Origin of the sequence: Dyadobacter sp. CY343 (assembly GCF_021390335.1) — a bacterium.
Classification (GTDB): Bacteria; Bacteroidota; Bacteroidia; order Cytophagales; family Spirosomataceae; genus Dyadobacter.
On sequence record NZ_JAJUXK010000001.1, the window covers coordinates 843,127 to 865,832 of the forward strand.

At 46.1% G+C, this 22,706-nt stretch carries 19 protein-coding genes and 1 tRNA gene; 6 read left to right on the forward strand and 14 right to left on the reverse strand.

Features of this window, described 5'->3' with window-relative positions:
* The first annotated feature begins 1 nt into the window (after position 1).
* Positions 2-1,315, forward strand: a complete 1,314-nt coding sequence (locus tag LZG94_RS03465) for an amidohydrolase family protein (protein WP_233790541.1) — start codon at positions 2-4, stop codon at positions 1,313-1,315.
* 6 nt (positions 1,316-1,321) lie between these two features.
* Here the strand turns inward: LZG94_RS03465 and LZG94_RS03470 are convergent, their stop codons facing one another.
* The 9 genes from LZG94_RS03470 to LZG94_RS03510 form a co-directional block, all read right to left on the reverse strand.
* The gene (locus tag LZG94_RS03470) at positions 1,322-1,717 is read right to left on the reverse strand and encodes a type II toxin-antitoxin system VapC family toxin (RefSeq protein ID WP_233790542.1); all 396 of its coding nucleotides are present in this window, start codon (positions 1,715-1,717) and stop codon (positions 1,322-1,324) included.
* Positions 1,699-1,899, reverse strand: coding sequence for a hypothetical protein (locus LZG94_RS03475; protein ID WP_233790543.1), 201 nt, complete (start codon positions 1,897-1,899; stop codon positions 1,699-1,701). The genes LZG94_RS03470 and LZG94_RS03475 overlap by 19 nt, the downstream gene beginning before the upstream one ends.
* Positions 1,900-1,934: 35 nt before the next feature.
* Positions 1,935-2,774, reverse strand: coding sequence for a S1 RNA-binding domain-containing protein (locus LZG94_RS03480; protein ID WP_233790544.1), 840 nt, complete (start codon positions 2,772-2,774; stop codon positions 1,935-1,937).
* Positions 2,775-2,823: 49 nt separating this feature from the next.
* A complete protein-coding gene (locus LZG94_RS03485) occupies positions 2,824-5,229 on the reverse strand; it encodes an outer membrane beta-barrel family protein (RefSeq protein ID WP_233790545.1) in 2,406 nt (801 codons plus the stop codon).
* Positions 5,230-5,440: 211 nt separating this feature from the next.
* Positions 5,441-6,772 (reverse strand): TolC family protein, encoded by a 1,332-nt coding sequence (locus LZG94_RS03490; RefSeq protein WP_233790546.1) that lies wholly within the window; start codon positions 6,770-6,772, stop codon positions 5,441-5,443.
* A 48-nt stretch (positions 6,773-6,820) separates the two neighbouring features.
* A complete protein-coding gene (locus tag LZG94_RS03495) occupies positions 6,821-9,910 on the reverse strand; it encodes an efflux RND transporter permease subunit (RefSeq protein WP_233790547.1) in 3,090 nt (1,029 codons plus the stop codon).
* 31 nt (positions 9,911-9,941) lie between these two features.
* Entirely contained in the window at positions 9,942-11,039 is a 1,098-nt protein-coding gene (locus LZG94_RS03500; RefSeq protein ID WP_233790548.1) for an efflux RND transporter periplasmic adaptor subunit, read from the reverse strand.
* A 143-nt stretch (positions 11,040-11,182) separates the two neighbouring features.
* Entirely contained in the window at positions 11,183-12,433 is a 1,251-nt protein-coding gene (locus tag LZG94_RS03505) for a chorismate-binding protein (protein ID WP_233790549.1), read from the reverse strand.
* A gap of 52 nt (positions 12,434-12,485) precedes the next feature.
* Positions 12,486-12,911, reverse strand: a complete 426-nt coding sequence (locus tag LZG94_RS03510) for a hotdog fold thioesterase (protein ID WP_233790550.1) — start codon at positions 12,909-12,911, stop codon at positions 12,486-12,488.
* A gap of 85 nt (positions 12,912-12,996) precedes the next feature.
* Here LZG94_RS03510 and LZG94_RS03515 point away from each other — a divergent pair, with 85 nt between their 5' ends.
* From LZG94_RS03515 to LZG94_RS03530, 4 genes are all read left to right on the forward strand, one after another.
* Positions 12,997-13,641: a histidine phosphatase family protein gene (locus LZG94_RS03515; protein WP_233790552.1), complete on the forward strand. Its 645-nt coding sequence runs from the start codon at positions 12,997-12,999 to the stop codon at positions 13,639-13,641.
* Positions 13,642-13,745: 104 nt separating this feature from the next.
* On the forward strand, positions 13,746-14,813 hold the full coding sequence (locus LZG94_RS03520) for a sensor histidine kinase (protein WP_233790554.1): 1,068 nt from the start codon (positions 13,746-13,748) through the stop codon (positions 14,811-14,813).
* Positions 14,814-14,898: 85 nt separating this feature from the next.
* Entirely contained in the window at positions 14,899-15,633 is a 735-nt protein-coding gene (locus tag LZG94_RS03525; protein ID WP_233790555.1) for a LytTR family DNA-binding domain-containing protein, read from the forward strand.
* A 17-nt stretch (positions 15,634-15,650) separates the two neighbouring features.
* Positions 15,651-16,469, forward strand: a complete 819-nt coding sequence (locus LZG94_RS03530) for a DUF3298 and DUF4163 domain-containing protein (protein WP_233790556.1) — start codon at positions 15,651-15,653, stop codon at positions 16,467-16,469.
* Here LZG94_RS03530 and radC read toward each other — a convergent pair whose 3' ends face one another.
* From radC to LZG94_RS03550, 4 genes are all read right to left on the reverse strand, one after another.
* Positions 16,470-17,177, reverse strand: coding sequence for a RadC family protein (radC, locus tag LZG94_RS03535; protein WP_233790557.1), 708 nt, complete (start codon positions 17,175-17,177; stop codon positions 16,470-16,472).
* Positions 17,178-17,235: 58 nt separating this feature from the next.
* Positions 17,236-18,771, reverse strand: coding sequence for a hypothetical protein (locus LZG94_RS03540; protein ID WP_233790558.1), 1,536 nt, complete (start codon positions 18,769-18,771; stop codon positions 17,236-17,238).
* Positions 18,772-18,831: 60 nt separating this feature from the next.
* Positions 18,832-19,578: a zinc ribbon domain-containing protein gene (locus tag LZG94_RS03545; RefSeq protein ID WP_215235613.1), complete on the reverse strand. Its 747-nt coding sequence runs from the start codon at positions 19,576-19,578 to the stop codon at positions 18,832-18,834.
* A gap of 98 nt (positions 19,579-19,676) precedes the next feature.
* Positions 19,677-20,774, reverse strand: coding sequence for a Nif3-like dinuclear metal center hexameric protein (locus LZG94_RS03550; RefSeq protein ID WP_233790559.1), 1,098 nt, complete (start codon positions 20,772-20,774; stop codon positions 19,677-19,679).
* Positions 20,775-20,935: 161 nt separating this feature from the next.
* On the opposite strand from LZG94_RS03550, the gene LZG94_RS03555 reads away from it, so the two are divergent.
* Positions 20,936-21,009: transfer RNA gene (locus tag LZG94_RS03555), tRNA-Asp, on the forward strand.
* Positions 21,010-21,117: 108 nt separating this feature from the next.
* On the opposite strand, the gene LZG94_RS03560 is transcribed toward LZG94_RS03555, so the two are convergent.
* Positions 21,118-22,701, reverse strand: coding sequence for a RagB/SusD family nutrient uptake outer membrane protein (locus LZG94_RS03560; RefSeq protein WP_233790560.1), 1,584 nt, complete (start codon positions 22,699-22,701; stop codon positions 21,118-21,120).
* Positions 22,702-22,706 lie beyond the last annotated feature (5 nt).

Sequence of the window (22,706 nt, forward strand, 5' to 3'; positions counted from 1 at the left end):
AATGATACACAATCCATTCTCCAAGACATTTCTGTTTCTGATTTCGCTTTTCGCAGCAACGGAAACTTTTGCCCAAAACCCGGCTCCCGCATTGCCTCAGTCGCGCCCCGTGGTGATCACCGGCGCTACGATTCACGTTGGTAACGGACAAGTGATCCAAAACGGCGTAATTGCTTTTGATAAAGGTTTAATTACTTATTTAGGCGCGGCGGGTTCTAATCCTGCGACTGCAAATGCCGAAATGATAGATGCGAAAGGAAAGCATATTTTTCCGGGTATTATTTCGCTGAATACGACGGTAGGTTTGCAGGAAGTTGCTTCCGTGCGGGCCACGCTGGATTTCAATGAGGTAGGAGAGATCAATCCGCACGTTCGCGCGCTGGTGGCTTATAATACTGACTCTGAGGTAATACCAACTTTGCGCGGAAACGGGATCCTGGTTTCCCAGGCCGTTCCACAAGGCGGTGTGATTTCTGGCTCGTCTTCGGTTTTTTATAGCGACGGCTGGAATTGGGAAGATGCGGTTTTGAAAAAAGACGATGGTATCTGGCTCAGCTGGCCGCCGTTTCTGGCAAGCACTTTTAACTATGAAGATTTTTCTGTTTCGGTTAAAAGAAATGAAAAAAGACAGGAAACGATCGATCTCATTAAATCTACTTTCTCTGAGGCCAAAGGCTATATGGAAGTTGCGGAGCCTGCGACTGTAAACTTGCGACTGGCTGCAATGAAGCCACTTTTTGCCGGCACAGCCAATCTTTACATTCGCGCGGATTATGCCAAGGATATTATAGAAGCTGTAAAAACTGCGCGGGAGGCTGGTATTAAAAGGGTAGTGATTGTGGGCGGTGACGAGTCTTTCAAGGTCGCTGCTTTCCTGAAAGAAAACCAGGTCCCGGTGGTTTTGAATCCTACTCACAGACTGCCAGGGCGCGTCGATGAAAATGTGTACCTGCCTTACGAACTGCCTGGTATGCTTCACAAAGCCGGCGTGAAAGTGGCTATTACTTACGCGGACGAATGGTGGCGGACACGGAATCTGGCTTTTATGGCGGGTACTTCGTCAGGATTCAGCGACGTTTCTCCCGAAGATGCACTTCAATTTGTGACTAAAAATGCAGCCGAAATAATCGGTGCGGAAAGAGAGATAGGGACACTGGAAAAAGGCAAGCACGCCTCACTGATCGTTTCTCAGGGAGATATCCTCGATATGCGCGGAAATTCAGTTGAAATGGTATTCGTAAAAGGCGGGAAAGTGAATCTCGACGACAAGCAGAAGCGGCTTTACGAGAAGTATAAAACGAAGTATGGGAAGTAAAAACTTCTAGTCGACGAATTTGCCCGGGTTTTGATAACTCAAATCCGGGACTTTCAAGAAATCTTTGTCGTTGTCGGCTAACAATGTGAGGTTGTTGACTATTGCAGTGGCTGCAATGATGGCATCGGGTAGTTTGAGCCTGTGAGACATTCGGATCTGAACTGTCTTATCGATGACCTCTTGTGAAATCCCTATTACATTCGAATTAACTGCAAAATTGTCGTAAACCTCCTTATCAGAAGGATTGGCTGGATTCCATACACGCAGTTCAATTTCTGAGACAAATGATATATTACATTGATCGTCAAGGATTTGATCCATATATTCCAGGGCCGCAGCTGTGAAATTTCCGTTCAGGTATTTTATAACCGCACTGGTGTCAATTAAATACCTTTCTCCCATTCGTTTCTTAGTGAGATAAGTTGTTGATCAATAGCAGCGGCACTCATAGGAGCCTGGACCTTGGTCCGTAGAGAAGAAATATTAGATCTTTTTTTGAGCACCCGGATCAAATGCATTTCTTCCATATCCATCAAAAGCTTCATCGCTTTCTTATCTGTAATCTCAATTTCGATGGTTTCCATAACGTATCTGTTTTAACCAAAAATACAAAATCGAACTAATCTGCGCTAATCAAATATATCCCATCTTCCGCAATCCGGATCATGCCTTGTTTGTAAAGACCGCCGATCGCTTTTTTGAAGACTTTCTTACTGATTTGCAGTTGTTTATAGATATCCTCCGGCGAACTGCTGTCGGAAAGATTGAGGTAGCCTCCGCCCTTTTGAACCAGCTCCATAATCAGTTTGCCCGATGGTTCGATTGTTTCTGCAACGCTTTTTTGAAGGCTGATATCCAGTCTGTTGTCTTCCCGGATCCTTTTTACAAAACCTTTCAGACTGTCGCCAACTTTCAGTTCCCGAAATACTTCGTTTCCGTAGATCAAACCGCGGTGAAATTGGTTCACGATCGCATTGAAACCCAGATCTGTTTTGTGGAAAATCAGCAGATCCACTTCGTCTCCTTCCTTAACGGTCAGCCTCTCATTATCAAGAAATCGGTCAATTTTTGTTGAAGCCAGCAGCCTTGAACTTTTCTGGTCGAGATAGAGAAATACCACGTGCCACTCACCGATCTCCATGGGCGTGATCTGCTCGCGGAATGGTACAAAAAGGTCTTTTATCAAACCCCAATCCAGAAAAGCACCATATTCCGAAACATCCTTCACTTCCAGGAAGGCAAATTCATTGCGGATAATCTTTGGAGTTTGCGTAGTAGCCACCGGCCGGTCTTCCGAATCGAGGTAAACGAATACCCTGATCTCATCACCCACCTGCATTTCGTCTGTAAGATATTGGTTAGGCAAAAGCACTTCTTCACCTTCTACGTCGCTGAGAAACATGCCGACGCTTGTTACTCTTTCAATAGTGAGGTGATTATATTTTCCGATAAAAAGCATTATGATTGTTCAGTTGTATGTCGCAAAGGTAATGTTTTCAGCGCGACTATCATTCCTCGTCGCCGCCGCCGTCGCCTTGTTTGTCCAAACTCTGCCTTTCTTTCGAGCGGTTGAGCCTGTAAGATACCGTCACCAAAAACTGCCTCGGGCGCCACTGGAATTCGGATCTTGAATAGTAGCCGGCATTCTCGATAATACTCCGGCGCTTGTTGGAATTCAGCAAATCGCGGACGCTGGCTGTAACCGTTCCCCTGCCTTTGAGAATATCTTTGGAAAGCCCAAGATCAATAAAATAGATCGACAAATCCCTTCCCTGAGTAGTACGACGCGGCGCGCGGTAGTTGAACGAAGACTGAAAATCGACTGATTTAAATAAGGTAAGTCGGGAGGAAAAGCGGCTGGTCCAGGAATACGTGTCGCTTTCATACAACTTATCATTATAAAAACCCTGGTTCATCGCCCGGAATACATTCGCATTGGCGGTCAGTTTCCACCAGGGGGCAGGATCGTAGGTAAGGTTGAATTCAAATCCGTAAGAATCCCCGGTTGACAGGTTGATCGGAGTTACTGTTGTAAATCCTGTCGAATCTACCGAAGTAATGTTCTCAACTACGCCCAGCCGGTGGCGGTAATACACACTCGATAGAAGTGTCCCTTTTTCCATATTCAGCAAATGCCCTGCCTCAAACGAATGCGTGAATTCCGGATTCAAAAGGGGGTTACCCGAACGGAAAACCCTCGAATCGCTGAAATTTGAGAATGGGAGCAAATCCCGGAAGTTGGGGCGGCTCAGCCGGTAACTGTAACTCAATTGCAAAGTCTGCGCATCTTGCAACTTGTAGGAAAGGTGCAGGCTAGGGAATAGGTTAAAGTATTTCCTGTGATTGGTTACAGCCGTTTTCTTGAGTTCAGTCAAAATGTCCGTGTATTCACCGCGTAAGCCTGCCTGCACGAAAACCTTCCCGAACTGGCTGCTTGCCATCGCGTAACCTGCATGTATCCTTTCATCATAAGCCAGCATATTGTCGAAATTGGGCAGGATAATCCAGTTCATTTCCTCATTTTGCTGATGTACCGAAAAATCGTTGTCGAGCTGGCGAATGGAGCTTTTCAAACCTACTTCCATTTTTCCGTCTTTGCCGAGGGGGTGAATGTAATCCAACTGCGCCAGGAAATTCCGTTCGTCTTCCGTATTAAATGCCCGCTGCACGATCCGCGTCGCATCATTATCGGAAAATTCATTGTATTTGGCTGCTTCCGTTTCGTCACTCAATATGTATTTAGCATCAAAAGAGAGACTTTGTCCTTTTCGTTCGAAAGTCTTTTTGTAGTTCAAGGCAGCTTCGATATTAGTCCTGGGCTCCGTTTCCCGTTCTTCCCGCACCACAGTGCTGGTGAGGATATTGTTAAAATCAAAATCGCGGTATTGCAGGGTAGATCTGTTGTCATTCTGCGAGTTACGATAGGAGAGGGTCCCGGTGAGGGTGTTGAAATTATTGATAAAATAATCCATTCCCACCATCACACTATTGGAATATCCGGAGCGGGTACGATTGGTATTTGATTCATAAACAAAGCTCGTATCCGCACTGCTGTACTCCTGTCGGGAATTCCCTTTCCCAGGCCCCTCGCGGTACATCAGGCCATAATTGGCGATGAAGTTGACTTTTTTGCGACGATAATTCAGATTAAAAGAGCCGCCGAAATTGGAGGGATAACCCGCAGTTCCCGTGAAAGAACCGTTGAGACCATACCTGATATTTTTCTTCATCACGATATTCAGAATCCCCACTTCACCCTCTGCATCGTAGCGCGACGAAGGATTTGTTATGATCTCGATGCTTTCGATCAGATCGCCTGGTATCTGGCGCAATGCTTCGGCCGGATTCAAGCCAACCATTCCTGATTGTTTACCATCGATCAGGATCCGCACATTCTGGCTCCCTCTTAGTGCCACATTACCTTCCACATCCACCGTCACCGAGGGCATATTATTCAGGATATCAGATGCATTGCTGCCGATATTGCTCAGGTCTTTCCCAACGTTAAAAACGCGTTTGTCCAATTGCAGGTCCATCTGACTTTTTTCGCCACGCACTACCAGTTCTTCCAGGTTCCTTGCGTCGGAAACCATCGCAACTACACCGATATCTACACTTTTGCCAGCTACATTAATATTCGGCACCAGCTTCTCCCGCAATGCAAGAAATGTGATCTTGATGAAGTAATTCCCCGGGTCAGCTGGGATCTTGAAAATCCCGTTTTCGTCGGAAGTACTTCCGCCGATCAAGGTTGAATCTTTAGAACCGTAGAGTGCAACATTCGCAAAAGGAACGGGCCGCTTGTCTGCATCTTCCAGTTTACCGGAAATAGTAAATGCGGCTGGTTCTTCCTGCGCGTATCCGGAGTAGGCGAAGAGCGTTAATAGGAGGAATGAGAGCAATGATTTTTGCATAACGAATGAGTTATCGCGACAGCAAGCAAATGCCGCCACTCAGTAAGTTGAAGGTGGTAAGTAGATTAGATAGGAAAATCGGGTGGAGGTTTAACAGAAAATTTAATCCTGTTGAATTTTACTGTTAAAAAGCTATGCCAGAGAAAGTTAAAAGCCCCGCTATTCAGCTGTTACTGAATGCGGGGGCTTCCTTTGATTTCTTTATTTACAATTACTGCAATGTATTGCTCAGTCTTTTCAGCTCGATTTCTGCGGCTTTCGCTGCATAATTCAGGTTAATCAACCGATATCCGGCGTCTTCAAAACTCCGCTGGGCTTCCCTTACGTCGATGATAGTTGCTTGAATGAGCTCAAACCGTTGTAATGTAAGATCAAGCAGTTGCCTGCTCAACGCGTAATTTTGCTGTTGTGTTGCGAGTTGCTGCAATGAGCTCAGGTAAGTCTGGTACATTTTGACAACACCCGCATTGTAATCTCTCAAAATCACATTCTTCTGGATCTTGGCGGTGGAAGTATTGATTTCCGCAGCCTGTTGCTGTCTTTTAAACGAAGATCCGTTGTAAATGGGAACAGCTAAGGTAATACCGGCATTTGGTCCGAGAGACCGGTTAAGTAAGGTAAAACCGGCGGCGGTCTGGTTGCGGGAGTAGTTGTAGGCAGTGTTTAATCTCACCGAAGGATACCGTAGCGCCGCAGTTTCCCGCACGATCAGCTCGTTAATGCGGATCTGGTGGTCGGCCGCTTTTACGTCGGCATTCAATGCAAGCCGGTCGAGGATCGGTTCAAGTTTAAGATTGAGGTCAACTGTGATCGTATCTCTGATCGTGACTGCGGCTTTTGTATCGAGGGTCAATATGCGCAGTAACTCGGTTTTGGCAACCTGAGCGATCATTTCCTGGTCCCGGAAGGTCTGATTAAGGGTATTAACGTCGATCTGCGCCTGAAAAATATCTGCATTATTGGCCATACCCGCCTCTTTTCTCACCTGCAAAATTTCTAACCTCTTTTCGGAAGCCTGGATGGAAGCGCGTAACGTATTCAGGTAGCTCAACTGGCGAACTACATCATAATAGCTCGTCATTACCAATGCTATTGTATTCTGTATCTGCGAGTTAAGTAGTTCCTGGCTCTGGTATTGCAGCTCAGCCAAACGCTTTTTGGTAGAACGAACCCTTTTCCCATTATACAGCAATATACTCGCCGACACGCTTGCCTGCGTATTGTTACCCGCCGCCGCGCTCCGGTTGATCTCGGTACCGTTGTTCAGTTTCTGATTAACCTCGGTAATTTGTTCGGTATTGGAGGCATTTGCTGCTACCAGGGGCAGGCCGCCGGCTACACCATAATGGTTTAGTACTGTATTTACTTCTACATTGTTTTTTGCAATCTCAATTTCATAACTGTTTTTCAGCGCGGTAGCGATCGCAGCATCGAGTGTAAGCGACAGACTATCAGGTGACTGAAAACAAAATGCGTTGCTTCCGCAAAGCAGGATACCAATCAGAAGATGCGTTTTGTTCTTAAAAATTTTGAGCGGGTTCATGCAAAAACAAATGGATTTTTATAAAAAGGAATAGGAAATAGCCCGGAGCTAGACTGCCAGCTCTTCTGCCATTTTTTCTTCTTCGGTCTTTTTGTGTTTTTTGGGTGAAATGAAAGTGTAAACGGCGGGGATCACGAACAGGGTCAGGATCAGTGAGAACATCAAGCCGCCCACGATCACAACTCCCAGCGGTATCCGGCTCGTAGCGGCAGCCCCAAGGCTCAATGCAATAGGCAAAGCACCGAATGCAGTCGCAAGGCTCGTCATTAAAATAGGCCGCAAACGTTGCGTCGCCGATTCCACCGCAGCCGCCATTCTTTCCATTCCCTGTTCCCGTTTCTGGTTGGCAAACTCCACGATCAGGATCCCGTTTTTGGTAACCAGACCAATCAGCATGATCATCCCGATTTGAGAGAAGATATTGATCGTTAACCCAAACAAATACAAGCTCAGCAACGCACCTGCAAGTGCAAGCGGCACTGTGATCATGATAATGAACGGATCTGTAAAACTTTCAAACTGACCTGCCAGTACCAGATAAACCAGTAACAGCGCCAGACCAAATGCGAAACTGGTATTGGAAGAGCTTTCCTCAAAATCGCGCGACGGTCCCGTTAATGAAGTCTGGAAAGATTCATCCAGCAGCTTGTTACCAATTTTTCTCATTGCCTCCACGCCGTCGCCGATTGTTTTGCCTTCTACCAGAGAAGCCGAAATCGTGGCGCTTTTGTACCTGTTGTAGTGATAAATAGTAGGCGGGCCGCTCTCTTCCTGCATTTTTACAACAGCAGTCAAAGGGATATTTTCTCCGCGGTTATTTCTTACATACAATTTTTCAATATCAGCCGGTCGGTCACGCTCCGATTTTTCAACCTGCCCGATCACCTGGTACTGTTGCCCGTTCATGATAAAATAGGCCAGCCGCCGGCCGCTGAATGCAGATTGGATCGTGGCTGCTACATCGGTTGTGGATAGTCCTAAGTCGCGCGCTTTCAGTCTGTCAATCGTTAATCTGATCTCCGGTTTATTGAATTTCAAATTAACATCCACATTCTGGAAAGTCGGATCCTGTCTTGCTTCTTCGAGAAACTTGGGGAGTACATCGTAAAGTTTCTCAAAATCAAGGTTTTGCAAAACAAACTGGACAGGTAACGAACCTCTTGAACCAATACCCACTGAAATAGTCTGCTCCTGCGTGCCGAATATCCGCGCATCATTGAACCGGCTGAGCTTTTTGTTGATATCCTGCGCAATATCGTTCTGGCTTCTGATCCGCTCGCCGGCCGGAACCAGCCCGATACGGCCGGTAGCACTATTCATCCCTCCGCCTCCGAAACCGGGCGTCGCTGAAAATGTAAATGCTTTTTCAGGAACGGAATCGTTCAGAAAGTTGCCCAGCTCGTCGGAAATCTGCTGCATCTGGTCGAAACTGGTTCCTTCTGGTGCAGAGAGATTGAAACGAATACTGTTCCTGTCTTCCATCGGGGCCAGCTCACTTTGCAGATTGGTATAGCTAAACCAGATAATAACCCCGCAGGCTACTACCAATACCCAGGCTGCCCACCTAACCCGCATAAATGCTTTCAAGCCCCGGTTGTAACCATTTTCCATTCCCTCGAAAAACGGTTCCGTCTTATTGTAAAACCAGCCGTGGCCTGAGTCTTTCCGGTTTAAGAATACGTTGAGAACTGGTGTGATCGTCAGCGAAACGAATGCAGAGATCAAAACAGCCGAAGCGACCACGATTCCAAATTCCCGGAAAAGGCTTCCTACAAAACCTTCCAGGAAGATCACAGGTAAGAAAACGACCGCGAGCGTGAGGGAAGTAGAGATAACCGCAAAGAAAATCTCCCGGCTCCCTTCCAATGCAGCCTGCCGGATCGGCAGCCCGCTTTCCAGTTTCCGGAAAATATTTTCCGTCACAACAATACCATCATCGACCACCAAACCGGTCGCCAGTACGATTCCCAGCAAAGTGAGGATATTGATCGAAAACCCAAAAAGGTACATGACGAAGAACGTCGCGACCAGGGAAATAGGAATATCGATCAGCGGACGAACTGCGACGAGGAAGTTTCGGAAAAAGAAGAGAATTACGATTACCACAAGCCCAAATGCAATGAAAAGCGTTTCTTCCACTTCTTCAATGGACTGCCGCACGAGCCGCGTATTGTCTATTAAAACACTAAATGTAATATCTGATTTATTGGATTTCTGAATCTCCGCGAGCCGCTTGTTGAATTCGTCTGAAATTTGAACATAATTGGCTCCCGGCTGCGGAATTACCGCCAGCCCGACTGCATAAACGCCATTGTATTTCCAGCTTTGTTCTTCATTTTCAGGGCCTAACTCCACTTTCGCCACATTACCCAACCTTACCAATCCGGAACTGTCGTTTTTGATAACCAGATCTGTAAAGTCTTTTTCACTCGTAAGCCGCCCCATTGTGCGGATCGTCAATTCTGTATTGTTACCGTAAATCTTTCCGGCAGGAAGCTCTACGTTTTCAGAAGCCAGCGTGGCAGAAATATCGTTGAAGGAAATATTATATGCGCTCATTTTGTCGGGATTGAGCCAGATGCGCATGGCGTATCGCTTTTGCCCGAAAATATTAATGGCGCTTACTCCATCGATGGTTTGCAAACTCTGCTGCAATACATTTTCTGCATATTCACTGAGTTCGAGAAGACCTTTTGACGGGCTTTGCACGGCCAGCAGCAATATAAAATCACTGTTTGCATCGGCTTTGCTTACGACAGGCGGGGCGTCAATATCCTGCGGCAGGTTACGCTGCGCCTGACTTACCTTGTCGCGCACATCATTTGCGGCACCTTCCAGGTCCGATTCGAGGTTAAATTCGACGGTAATGTTGCTGGAACCGATCTGGCTGGAAGAGCTGATACTTTTAATACCCGGAATACCATTGATACTCTTTTCGAGCGGCTCGGTGATCTGGCTTTCGATGATATCCGCATTTGCGCCGGTGTAGCTCGTTCGCACATTGACGATAGGAGGGTCAATCGCGGGATAGTCGCGTAAGGAAAGGAAATTGTAACCTACTATCCCGAAAAGGATAATCAGCAGGTTCATTACAACCGCAAGAACGGGCCGTTTTAAAGATAATTCCGATATATTCATAACGTTGGTTTCGAATAGTCAATTTGAACCGCTACTTAACTCCAACTTTCAAGTTCCTTACACTTCTCACTTTCACAGGAGCATCGGGACGGGCAAATAATACACCCGAAACAACCACAGAATCACCAACATTTAAGCCGCTGGTAACCTCAACCACATCGGCAAGGCGGTCGCCCGTAACAACAGTCACAAATACCGCTTTCCCATTTTTAACAACCACCGCCTTTTTACCCTGCGCCTCAGGGATAATACTGTTGGTAGGGATCATAATGCTGCTTTTATTCGAATTGGTCTTTAAATATACCTTCGCAAACGAGCCGGGACTGGTATCGCCGGAATTAAGCACGGCGCGCACGGTGATGTTTCTGGTTGTCTGGTTCACCTGTGGTTCAGTAGCGATCACGCGGGCGGTTACGAGCTTTTTGCTGTTCTGATCCAGCAAAACGTCCACGTTCTGGCCTTTGGTAATGTATTTCTGATAAGTTTCGGGAAGGGTAAAATCAATGCGCAGATTCGAAAGCTGCTGCATGGTAGCAATAATGCTATTTGGGGAAACATACGAGCCGGCACTCACTTTCCGGAGCCCGATCACACCTGTAAACGGCGCACGGACGATGGTTTTGTCGATAAGTGCCTGGGTGTAAATCATATCTGCTTTGAAGGTGTTGACCTGATTGGCAGCGAGATCGTAGTCAGCCTGGTTGATACCGTTGATTGCGACCAGTTGTTTTAATCGCTTCTCAGTTGTTTCGGCTAGTTGCAGCTGGATCTTTATTTTGTCGAGCTGGGCCACCAGATCTGCATTGTTGATCCTTGCGATCACCGTGCCTTTCTGAACAACTTTTCCTTCCGGAACATCCAGAAAGGTGAGCAGACCGCTGACTTCGGGCCTCAGTTCGGCAAATTCATTGGCTACGATTGTTCCGTTCACTTCCACTTTATCACTGACAGCTTCTGACTTTGCGATAATCACGTCGACGGTCACCGGCCCACCGCCGCCTTTCTGCTGAAAAGTGTCTTTCTTTTCACCGCAGGAAAGCATTAGGAAAATTGTACCCGAAATTGTTAGTAGAGAGAAGGTATTGACTAGGAAGCGGTCTGAGCGCGCAGACTTTTTGATAGAATTCATAAGTAGGTAAAATCCGGACTTGGTGGTTTAGGGGTTATTCGGATCTATATATGTGCTTTAAGTGCACTTTCAAAATTATATATTAAATCTCAAACGGATTAGACTTTTTTATATTAAGAAAGTTTAATTATTAAAAATATTTTTTATAAACCCCGCTCGATCACTTTCAGGAGCGTGTCACATTTCAGCTCGGTTTCTTCCCATTCTTCACTAGGAATTGAATCTTCTGTGATCCCGGCCCCGGCAAAGAATGTAGCCTTACCGTCTTTGAACCGTACCGTGCGCAGGTTGACATACAAACTGGTGGTTTCGGCGATTTGCGCAGGTCCGATAAACCCGCTGTAAAAGGAGCGATCGTAGCCTTCCACATCTAAAAGGAATTGCAGGCTGGGTTCTTTGGGTACACCGCACACCGCGGAGGTAGGATGCAGCAGTTTTAGCATTACGGAACCAAGTTCAGGGAAATTGGCAGAGTCGGTATCTACCTCAAAATCAGTTCTCAAATGATACAGATTGCCGGCCAAAACTGTTTTTGGCCCCGTTTCTGTGTATTCGCGGAGCCTAATTTTTTTGAAACACTCAACAATATATCGGCTCACCAATGCATGCTCCTCGATCTCTTTTTCGCCCCAGCGGATTTCATATTTAGGTATTAATTCGCCGGGAGCTGTTCTTGCCCGCTGCGTACCAGCCAGCGACATTGTCCTGAAAATACCTTGTGCATCCTGCTCGACAAGCAGCTCAGGACTTGCTCCCAGCCACATTTCATTGAGTTCCGGCAGGTTAACAAGCGATACAAATGCGTGAGGATATAGTTTAGAAAGCTCACAAAATGCTTTTGCTGGCTGGAAATTTTCGGAAAACAGAAGGTCTTTGCTTCTTGATAAGACCACTTTTTTGAACTGCTTCTGGCGAATCGCCGACACTGCAAGTTCAACTGTCCGCTCAAATCGCTGTCTGGAATCGAAATTATCAACTTCTGTAACGAGCGAAGTTGTATTGACTGAGGTCGGAGCTGTCTCGTTTACATCGATTTCTCCCGCCAGTTTCAAAAGTCGTTTTACTTCACTATGCTCTTCTCCGGCGGTATTGATTGCGTCTTTTAGTTGAGTTTCAGAGCCGAAAGTCAGGATAATATCTCCTTCCAGAAAAAGAACATCCTGGTCGTCTTTCCAGTGAAAACTACTTACTATAAATCCCGGGGAAAGTTTTTCAAGTTCAGGCTGACATTTTCTGATTTCCTCGCGAAGAGAAATGAGCAGCTTGATCTCATTGGTATGCGGCAGTCGCCAAAGTGCGGATGGAAAACCCAACTGCCTGGCTGCGGCCCACAATTGCTGGATCTGCAAGCCTTCAAATACGGATAGTGAGGTGCTGGTTTCTACTGAAAGCATTTATTGAGAATAACGATAAATCGTGTTAGGTTGATTGTTATGCAAATTAATGTCAGCGGTTTGCATTCACAATAGCGACTGTGAGCCTGCTGATGCATACGAGCTTGTCTTGCTCATTCGTAATCCGGATATCCCAGATATGCGTTGTTTTACCCAAATGAATTGACCTCACAGTTCCATAAACAAAACCTTCTATGACGGGTCGCAAATGGTTGGCGTTGATTTCCAGACCTACCGCATGTTTCTCATCCGAATCGGGCAGTGTAAGAAAGGAGGCGATGCTGCCCAGCGTTTCGGCAAGTACCACCGAAGCGCCTCCGTGCAGAATGCCGAAAGGCTGGTGTGTCCGCTTATCGACAGGCATTCTGGCCGTTACGAAGTCGGGGCCAACCTCGATAAACTCGATTCCAATATGCCCTGCTATGGTGTTCTCACTAAGCGATTTAAGTTGCTCAATCGTGGCTGTTTTAACAAACATATCTAAAAATTGTATAAATTTGTTAGTGCTTTAAAAGCTCAAAACAAGGTATTTGTAAAAATAATATTCAAATAATCCTATTACGTTGAAAAGAAAATCTATATATATCATTCGCCACGGCGAAACGGATTTCAACCGCAGGGGAGTAGTACAGGGCAGTGGAGTTGATTCCTCGCTTAACGAATGGGGCGAAGCTCAGGCAGCTGCTTTTTTCAATTCTTATCAACATGTACCTTTTGATAAAATATATACCTCTGACTTAAAGCGAACACACCAAACTGTTCGCGGGTTCATCAGGCTTGGCATCCCGCATGAAAGTTACTCGGGCCTCAATGAGATTTCCTGGGGAGCCCGCGAGGGACGGGAGCCTAATACCGGCGATAACAACTATTACAGAGAACTCGTAACTGCCTGGCGCAATGGGCAGACCGAGCTTGCAGCCGAGGAAGGCGAGAGTCCGGTGGAAGTTCGGGCAAGGCAGATCCCGGTGATCGAAACGATCCTGTCACGTCCCCACGAGCGCAATATCCTGATCGCGATGCACGGGCGGGCAATGCGCGTGCTGCTGACGACACTTTTCAAGCAGCCGCTGGTGAATATGGACGATTACGAGCACAGCAACCTTTGTTTGTACAAAGTCAATTACTCCTACGATCTTCAAAAATTCGAGCTGGAAGTTTCCAACGATATTACCCACCTGCTCTCCCTCGAAATTCCGCAAACTTTATAAAAGCCGTTTGTGTAGGTTCGTTTCCATTGATGTATTTATGCGGAAAGGTTAATTCCGTGTAAATACATTTGTAATTTTCGGAACAATCAACGCAGCATTACTTCATGTCCAAAAAACGAATTTATTGGACTCTTCAAATCCTGGGCTGGACATTGCTGATCATGTTCGAGTATGTTCCTTATGTACTTGAATACGGTTTTGAGATCGGCGAATTTTACACAGCGCTGGCCAATATCCTTCTTGGGATCGTTTTAACGCACGTTTACCGGCTGGTTATCCGCAAATGGAACTGGTCTTCGCTGCCGCTTCCAAGGCTTGCGTTGCGCGTGATCGGTTCCGTACTCTTGCTGGGTCTGATTATGGCGATGATCAATCAGCCGATGGACCGGGAAATGCTGGAACATAACCTGCTTAATCAACCACTGGTCTTCTGGAGTTACTATGCAAACTGGTGTAAAAACCTGCTGGCGTGGATATTGTCCTACACCGTTTACCATTATGTAGAGCAGGCGCGCCTTGCGAGCTATGAGAAGATCATGCTGAAAATGTCCATGCGAGAGGCCGAAGCGAAGGTTTTAAGGTCGCAGCTAAACCCGCATTTTACCTTCAATGCACTAAACAGCATTCGCGCACTGGTATTTGAAGATCCTTCAAAAGCACAACTCAGTATCACGCAGCTTTCCAATATATTAAGAAATTCTCTTCTAGCCGACAGACGAAAAACGGTTGATTTGCAGGAAGAGCTGCGGACTGTGGAAGATTATCTTGAACTTGAAAAAGTACGATATGAAGACCGGCTCCGATACAGCATAACTGCCGATCCGCAGGCTATGTACTGGCAGGTACCTCCCATGATGTTGCAAACTTTGGTTGAAAACGGCATTAAGCACGGCGTTTCCAAAGTAATGGGTGGCGGATTTACCGATGTTAAAGCAGAAATTGCCAATGATCTGCTGGTGATCCATATTACTAATTCCGGTAATCTCGGTTCGACCGAATCGGGTGGGGTAGGTTTGAAAAATACGGCGGAGCGGCTTTCGATACTTTATGGAAAAGCGGCGACTTTCAGGATTTATCAGCAGCGCGACAATATCGTATGCTCGGAAATAAAAATACCAATGCTTTCGGAAGGAGTTTTGATGGCGGGGCAGGAATCGGGAGCAAGCAATTGAAAATATTTAAGTCCCCGGACTTCAGTCCGGGGCAATTGATTTCATCGTGTAAAAAAACTTATAACTTTTCCCTAACTGATCTGCCATGAGAACCCTTATTGTTGACGACGAACGTCTTGCCAGGAATGAATTAAAGCGGCTGCTTGAACCTTACTCCAAAATTGAGATCATAGGCGAAGCCGCCAATGCGGAGGAAGCGCTGGTGATGATCGATGAATTGCAGCCAGAACTGCTTTTCCTGGATATTCAAATGCCGGGTAAGAACGGTTTCGAGCTGCTCTCTTCCATTGAGGGGAAAACGCCGGAAGTGATATTCACCACTGCCTACGACGAATATGCGATCAAGGCATTCGAATATAATGCGCTCGATTACCTGCTCAAACCTATTGATAATGAGCGGCTAAAAGAAACTATTCATCGGATCGAAGAAAATCAGGCGCAGCCGGAAGCACCGGCCCAAACGCACGAAAGAGCAGAGAAGGTGTTGGGAGGAAATGATCAGGTTTTTGTCAAAGACGGAGAGAAATGCTGGTTTGTAAAATTGGGTAAAATCCGCCTTTTTGAATCGATGGGCAACTATGTGCGACTGCATTTCGACGACCAAAAGCCGCTGGTACTTAAATCTCTAAACAATCTGGAAGAGCGTCTAGACCCTAACACTTACTTCCGCGCCAACCGGAAGCATATTATCAATCTGGGCTGGATCGAAAAGATCGAACCATGGTTTAGCGGCGGTTTGCTGGTAACATTGCAAGGCGGCGATAAGATCGAAATTTCACGTCGGCAGGCGATCCGGTTCAAAGAACTGATGAGCCTGTAATTCAACTTATTCAATATATGATGCTTATTCGGAAGGGATTATTTTTGATTGCAGGGCTGGTTATCTACGGTTGCACGCAGTCTTCCAAAAATGAACAGGAGGCGGAAACATCCCGGTTGACCAAAGGAAGTATTGAAAAGCAGTCTTTTGGCGGTTGCGATACTGTTGGCTACGGAAATGGAGTCGCAGTGAATGTAGCTGTCTGGAAGTCGCAGGATTCGAGCCGGGCTGGTATTGAGATTAATAAAATTCTCTCTGAAAAGCTGATTAACCGCGTCAACCAGCACGGCGACTCCGCACATATTGCTTCCGACCCAGCTGCATCAAAAAGCCTTCAAGGCGCATTCAACCTGTTTCAGAAAGACTATACCGGTTTCAAAAAGGACTTTCCCGACGCGCCGGGATGCTGGGAAGTAGACCTGAAAGGAGACACGGTGATGGTCACTCCCAAAGTGTTTTTTTATCAGCTAGATCACGTTTACTTCACCGGCGGCGCGCATCCCAATAGCTTCCGTTCCTTCCACGCATTCGACGCGGCGACTGGCGCTGAGGTGGAAATGGAAAAGTATATAGCCGATTCGTCAGCACTTTTGAAACTGGTTGAAACACATTTCCGTAGAACCGAAAAGCTCTCTGCTGAGATTAATCTCGAAACAGCCGGCTACTTTTTGTCAGATCACCGGTTTTTCCTGCCGGCTAACTTTGTTTTCACCCGCGAGGGATTATTTTTTTACTATAATCCCTACGAAATAGCTGCCTACGCACGCGGCGCAGTCAAGTTCACGATCCCTTACGCCGAGCTGAAAAGCATTGTAAAAGAATCGGAAGTATTCTGATCACAGCTCGCCGGAATCTTTGAAACTGTAAAAGCCCGCGTCTGTAAATATCATGTGATCCAATATTGGCATATCCAGCAGTCGCCCCGCGTCCCGGATCTGCAAGGTCAGTATCTTGTCGGCGTGGCTTGGGGTTAGCTGGCCGGAAGGGTGATTGTGAACGAGTATAATGGAACTTGCCAGATTTTCCACGGCAATTTTCAGGATCAGTTTTACGTCCACAGAAGTCCCGGAGACACCGCCTACACTAACCAATACGGTACGTAATAACTCGTTTGCGCGGTTCAGTAACAGTATCCAAAATTCTTCGGTCGGTTTATCGAGCAGGTATTGTCGCATTTCCTCGTACACCGATTCTGGGCCGGTTATCTTCTTTTTCTTCGAAGGCTGGATATCGCTCCTCCGCCGCCCCAGTTCCAGCGCGGCCACTATTGAAATAGCCTTCGCTTTTCCCATTCCCTTGTATTTCAGGAAATCCTTGAAGTCCAGCTTGGCGAGATCATGAATACTGTTACCCGCGCTTGCCATAATTACTTTCGCAAGATCCAGTGCTGACATTTCCGTCGTGCCGGCCCTGATGAGAATAGAGAGTAGTTCCGCATCGGAAACAGCTAATCTGCCCTTCATCATGAACTTCTCGCGTGGCCGGTCTTCTTCTGACCAACTCTTGATTTTTCTCGGATTTTCTGGTTTTGTGTTTTCGGTCATTTTGATTTTGTGACAGCGTCTGCTTTGTTAGACGCAGACTTGTGCAAAAAGTCACAAATTATTCTCCCAAATCCGTAAGTGCAGCTCTCGCTTTATTATCGATACTGTTTTTGTATTCGTGCTTTTTGAAAAGCATTGCCTTTTTAAAGTAACTGGCAGCCTTTTGCTTTTCTTTTTTATCAAGATAAATATATCCCAATTGCAATGCAGATGAGGCGCCGAAACCAGGGCTGGTATTCGCAGAAAGTTGCAGGCAACGCTCAAAATACTGAATTGCAGGTAAAGTCTGCCCGGCTTTATGCATAATCCGGGCTTTTCTGTAATTGAACTCTGCTTTTTCAGCCGGGATTTTAAAAGTGCTTTCTGAGATATTTTGTAAAACTTCCGTCGCTTCTTTTAAATAACCTCCGTCGAAAGCATACCTGGCTTTGTATAATATTTTTTGCTGCTCCCCGATTTTCCCTGCCAAATATTCTTTGCCAATTCGCTCTGCCAGCTGGTCCGCCTCTATGATCGTTTCTCCCGTGCTACCGATCTTTTTCGCAAATGCGGTAGCCTCCGCATCTTTCCCTGCGAGCCAGCGGCACATGAAAAGCTTGAAATTTGTATCCTTGACATAATTAAAGCCACGGTATTCCTTTTGGAAAAACAGGTACTGTGCAGCGGCGCCGTCGTACCGACCTTTTTGAAGTGCTATTTCACCTTTCAGGTATTTCAAAAACGGAAAATCAATGTATGCATCGCCTGCTGGCGCATTGTTCAGATATTGAAGTGCCTCTTCACTTTGGCCTTCTTTCATCAAAACAGTTGTGGCGAAGAAATGGAGGAGCAGATTGTCTGGCTGTTCATTTGGCCACTGACGGATCTTTTTTTGCTGGTCAGGCGTCAGTTTCAGGGTGTAAGCGTGGATCAGCAGGTCGATCAACTCCGCTTCCTGTTTAAAAAACGGTTCTTCTTGCTGTACTGTCCTGAGTTCCCTGATCCCGTTCTGGATATTGCCTCTCAAACCCACAATCTTGGCGACCCACGCGTAATTGTCCGGAATGGAGCCGATCAGAATGTGTAGTAAGCCGAGTGATTTGAGCGTCGGAATAAAGTCAGGAAACTTCTTTCTATTCTCTTCCAGCAACTTATAAGCCTTAATAATTTCCCACGAACCGCTCGCCTGGTCTCCGTATTTTAATTTGGCAAAAGCCCAATGCAGCCGGATTTCCGCAAGCAGGAACCGTTTGTAAGGTGATTGGTCCGACAACTTCCCAACCTGGTCGAGGCGCTTGCTTTCCTGCGCAGACAGATTTTTGTACGCCGCTTTATCTTCCGCGATCAGCAGGTAATGCAGGTCGGCGTAATTATCCAGATACTGAATAAATGCATTGTCCGGGTTTTCCTTCCGCTCGATATCGATCAACTTACGAGCCGCGGGAAGCCGCAGTTTTTGTATTTCAAAATACGCTTTCTGTAACCTCGGCGTGAAGTCTATATCTGCTGTCAGATCATTTTTGGGCGCGGCAAATGCAAGAGAAGTGAACAGGAAGACTGGTATCCAGATGGACAACAGTAAATTTCCGTTTCGCTTTTTAAGAATTTTGAGCATATTAAGGCATAAAAAAAGGTTGCCTTTGTCAGACAACCTTTTCAAATTCATTCAATGATATTAGCGGCGCTGATGAACTGGTTCAACGCTTTCAACGTCTGCCAGAATTCTTCCGCAATGCTCGCAAACGATCAGTTTTTTACGTTCCCGAATATCTGCCTGGCGCTGTGGTGGAACAATGCTGAAACAGCCTCCGCAAGCTCCTCTTGATACGTGAACAACTGCCAGACCGTTCATTGAGTTGTCGCGGATTTTCTGATAAGATTTCAGCAGACGATCCTCGATTTTCTTAATGTGTTTTTCGCGCTCAGCGATCAATCCTTTTTCATCCGCTTCGCTTTCGCTTGTGATGACAGACAGCTCGCCTTTTTTCGCTTTCAAATCTTCATTTCTTTCGTTTAGAACCGATTCGGCGCGATTTGCATCCTCTTCGATCAAACGGATACGGGCTCTGGCTTCGTTAATTTTCTTGTCAGCCAGTTGCATATCAAGCTCCTGTAATTCAACTTCTTTGGTGATTGCATCGTACTCGCGGTTATTGCGGACGTTCATTTGCTGATCCTTATATTTCTTGATCAGCTTTTCACCATCTTTTTGTGCGTTTTTGAAATTGTCAATTTCAGTATTCAAATTCGCAATTTCACTCTTAAATTTTCCCAAACGGGTCTCAAAACCGATGATCTCATCTTCCAGATCTCTTACCTCTTCAGGAAGATCACCGCGTGTTTTAAGTATTTCGTCAAGGCTTGAATCAATTTCCTGCAATTTCAGGAGAGCATCTAATTTTTGAGCGATTGTGTTTTCCATGTATGTCTTTAATGGACTTGTTTCAATGCGTAATAAGTGAAGGCAGTCAGCCGAGGAGCTTCAATAGTGACCGGAGAATATTTTGATTTACACTAATATTAAACAAAATACCGGACCGGATTGGTATTGACCTGCGACAAACAGAGTGCAAAATTACTAAATTTTCCTGACAAATATTTATATAGTAGATTTTTAGTATACACTTCGCTTTCATAATGTCCGATATCACAGATCATGATCTGACCCTCAGCATCAAAAAATTCGTGGTATTTGTAATCGGAAGTTACAAAAACATCTGCGCCGGCTCGAATTGCATCTTTTAATAGGAAGCTTCCAGCTCCTCCGCAAACGGCTACTTTCTTCACTTTTTCTACACTTTCCGTGTGTTTGATCACATTTAAATGCATTTGGCTTTGAAGGTGACGCAGGAATTCATCAGCTGTCATTTCTACTTCCAGTTCTCCCACCGCGCCCGCACCCACTTCCTGATTTTCATTTTCAAGCGTCGTGAGATAATAGGCTACTTCTTCGTAAGGATGCATTTTGCGCAGTACCGACATCATTTTGGATTGCAGGTAAGACGGAAACATCACTTCTGCCCGATGTTCAGCTACTACCTCCTGCGTGCCTCTTTCGCCGATCAACGGGTTAGCTTGCTGGTTAGGCATAAATGATCCCATACCTTCGGTCCGAAAGCTGCAATTTTCATATTGCCCGATCCGGCCTGCTCCCGCCGCAAAAAGTGCATCCAGTATTTCCTGCGTATTGGCGACGGGCGAGAAGAAAGTCAGTTTGGTTAAAATCTGCGATTTGGGAGCTAGCACGCGCACATTATTGAGACCCAGCAATTCTGCGATCTGCCAGTTTACTCCTTGCGGTACGTGATCCAGATTGGTATGCGTCGCATAGATCGCAATATCGTTTTTAATAGCCTTGATTACGGTCCTTTCCACATAATTGCTTCCATTCAGCTTTTTCAAACCCTTGAAAACAATAGGGTGGTGAGCGACGATCAGGTTACAGTTTCTTTCAATCGCCTCTTCTACTACTTCTTCGGTCACGTCAAGCGTCAGCAGCACGCCGGTGACGGGTATATCGGGAGAACCTACAAGTAAACCTGCATTGTCGTACCCTTCCTGGTAGGCGAGTGGAGCTCGATATTCGAGCTCCTGAATTATTTCCTTTATAAAAGTCATTATAAGTCTGGCTACAACTATTTCATTTTCAGAATTTTCCTTTTGCAGGATATTCTTTTCACAAATAAAATAACTAAATTGAAGTCTCAGCTATTGTTATGGTAAATAATAATACTAGTTTTGCACCACGTTTTCAGTAAATGTACTGGGAATTATACCTTGGTTTGGTAGTTCAGTTGGTTAGAATACATGCCTGTCACGCATGGGGTCGCGGGTTCGAGTCCCGTCCAGACCGCGAAAAAGCTCAGAGAAATCTGGGCTTTTTTTGTCTTAACCAATACAAAGAAAAACCGGCCCTTGAATAGGACCGGCTTTGTCAGGACTATATTGCTTAAACAAATTATCAGAACCCAGGATTTTGCTTCATATTCGGGTTTCCTTCCATTTCTCTGGCGGGAATAGGCCAGAGGTAATCTTTCGCTTTAAATGTGCGCGTTTCCACGTTCACCGGTTTTTTGGTCCTAGGGTCAATAGCGCCTTCTACTACACCGTTCATCACCTTCTCCGCGATCTTCCAGCGACGGATGTCAAACAACCTGCTGCCTTCAAATGCCAGCTCAACGCGTCTTTCCCGCTGGTAGAGTTCACGCATTTTGGCTTCGTTGTTGTACACTTTAATATCAACATTCGGCATTTTAGCTCTGTTGCGGATCATATTGATGTATTTGATCACGTCCGGATTGTTCCATTGACCGCTTTCCACCAATGCTTCCACGTACATTAAAAGCAGGTCTCCGTATCTGTAAACCATATAATCCAACGATCCGCGGCCTCTTCCTCTGTCAGCCAGATCAACGTACTTTCTCAGCCAGTAACCGGTTTTGGAAGAATAGTTAGCTGCCAGCCTGTTCGGATTGTTAGGCGAATCGTCCCATGGATTCAGGTCCCCATAAAACGTAGAGCCGGGATAAGCGATCGTCAACTCCATTCTTGGGTCGCGGTTGGATCTGTAATTCGGGCTGGCTTTGTAAATAGCCGCGCTGTCGGGTGAAAGTTCGGCCAGCGTTTTGCCTTGCTTTGTTTCGTAGGTATTCACCAAAGAGCCGGTTGGGTTAAGGCAGGCATTTCCACCAATATAACCCGGCGCACTTCTGTAAAAGGTATCGTCATTTCCACTCTGACGAATGAAGATCCGCTCCTCGTTTACTTGTCCTTCGTAGTTGAAAAGCGCGGCGTAGCTGGGATGGAGCTTATATAAATTCATATCAATCACCTGTTTTGCAGCTTTGGCGGCCTCGGCATATTGCAGGTTGTTGAGCAGTGCTACGGTTTTCATCGTGTAGCAAGCGCCTCTCGTGATCCTTTTGATATCATTCACTGCGTACAGATTAGGCAGATCGACGGAAGCTGCGTCGAGTTCGGCGAGCACAAAGTCTACAACTTCCTGCTTTGTGTTTTTCACCAGATCTGTCTCTGTCGGCAGCACAACGGTGGTCACGATCGGTATCTCTCCATAATAAAGCATGAGATCCAGATGAAACCACGCACGCAACGCCCGCGCTTCGGCGAAGTAGCGCTTTTTCAGAGCCGGCTCGATCAATGCTTTGCCTGCATGTTCCAAAAAGCGGTTCGCGCGCCGGATCGCCGTATAGTTCTCCTGCCAGACAGGCTGGATCGCTGCCCATTCCGTAGCCCGCATTTGCGAATTGGAGTTGCCGAGTGCAATGGTATTTACCTCCCCAAAAAAGTTGGCATACCAAACTGCATTGTCGGTCATTCCCTCAAACGTGATGCGGGTATTGTTCTGGTAGCGAAAGCCGCCGGTTGGTACCTGATCGTACAGGATATTCAGCGCGGTATTAATTTCGCCTTCGGTGTTCCAATAGTTTTCGTCTGTCGTGGCGGTAGGGTGATCTTTTGTTAGAAATTCATCCGCGCAAGAGGTGAGAAAGAATGTACTTATTGCTAGTATAATGATCTTTTTCATGGAAT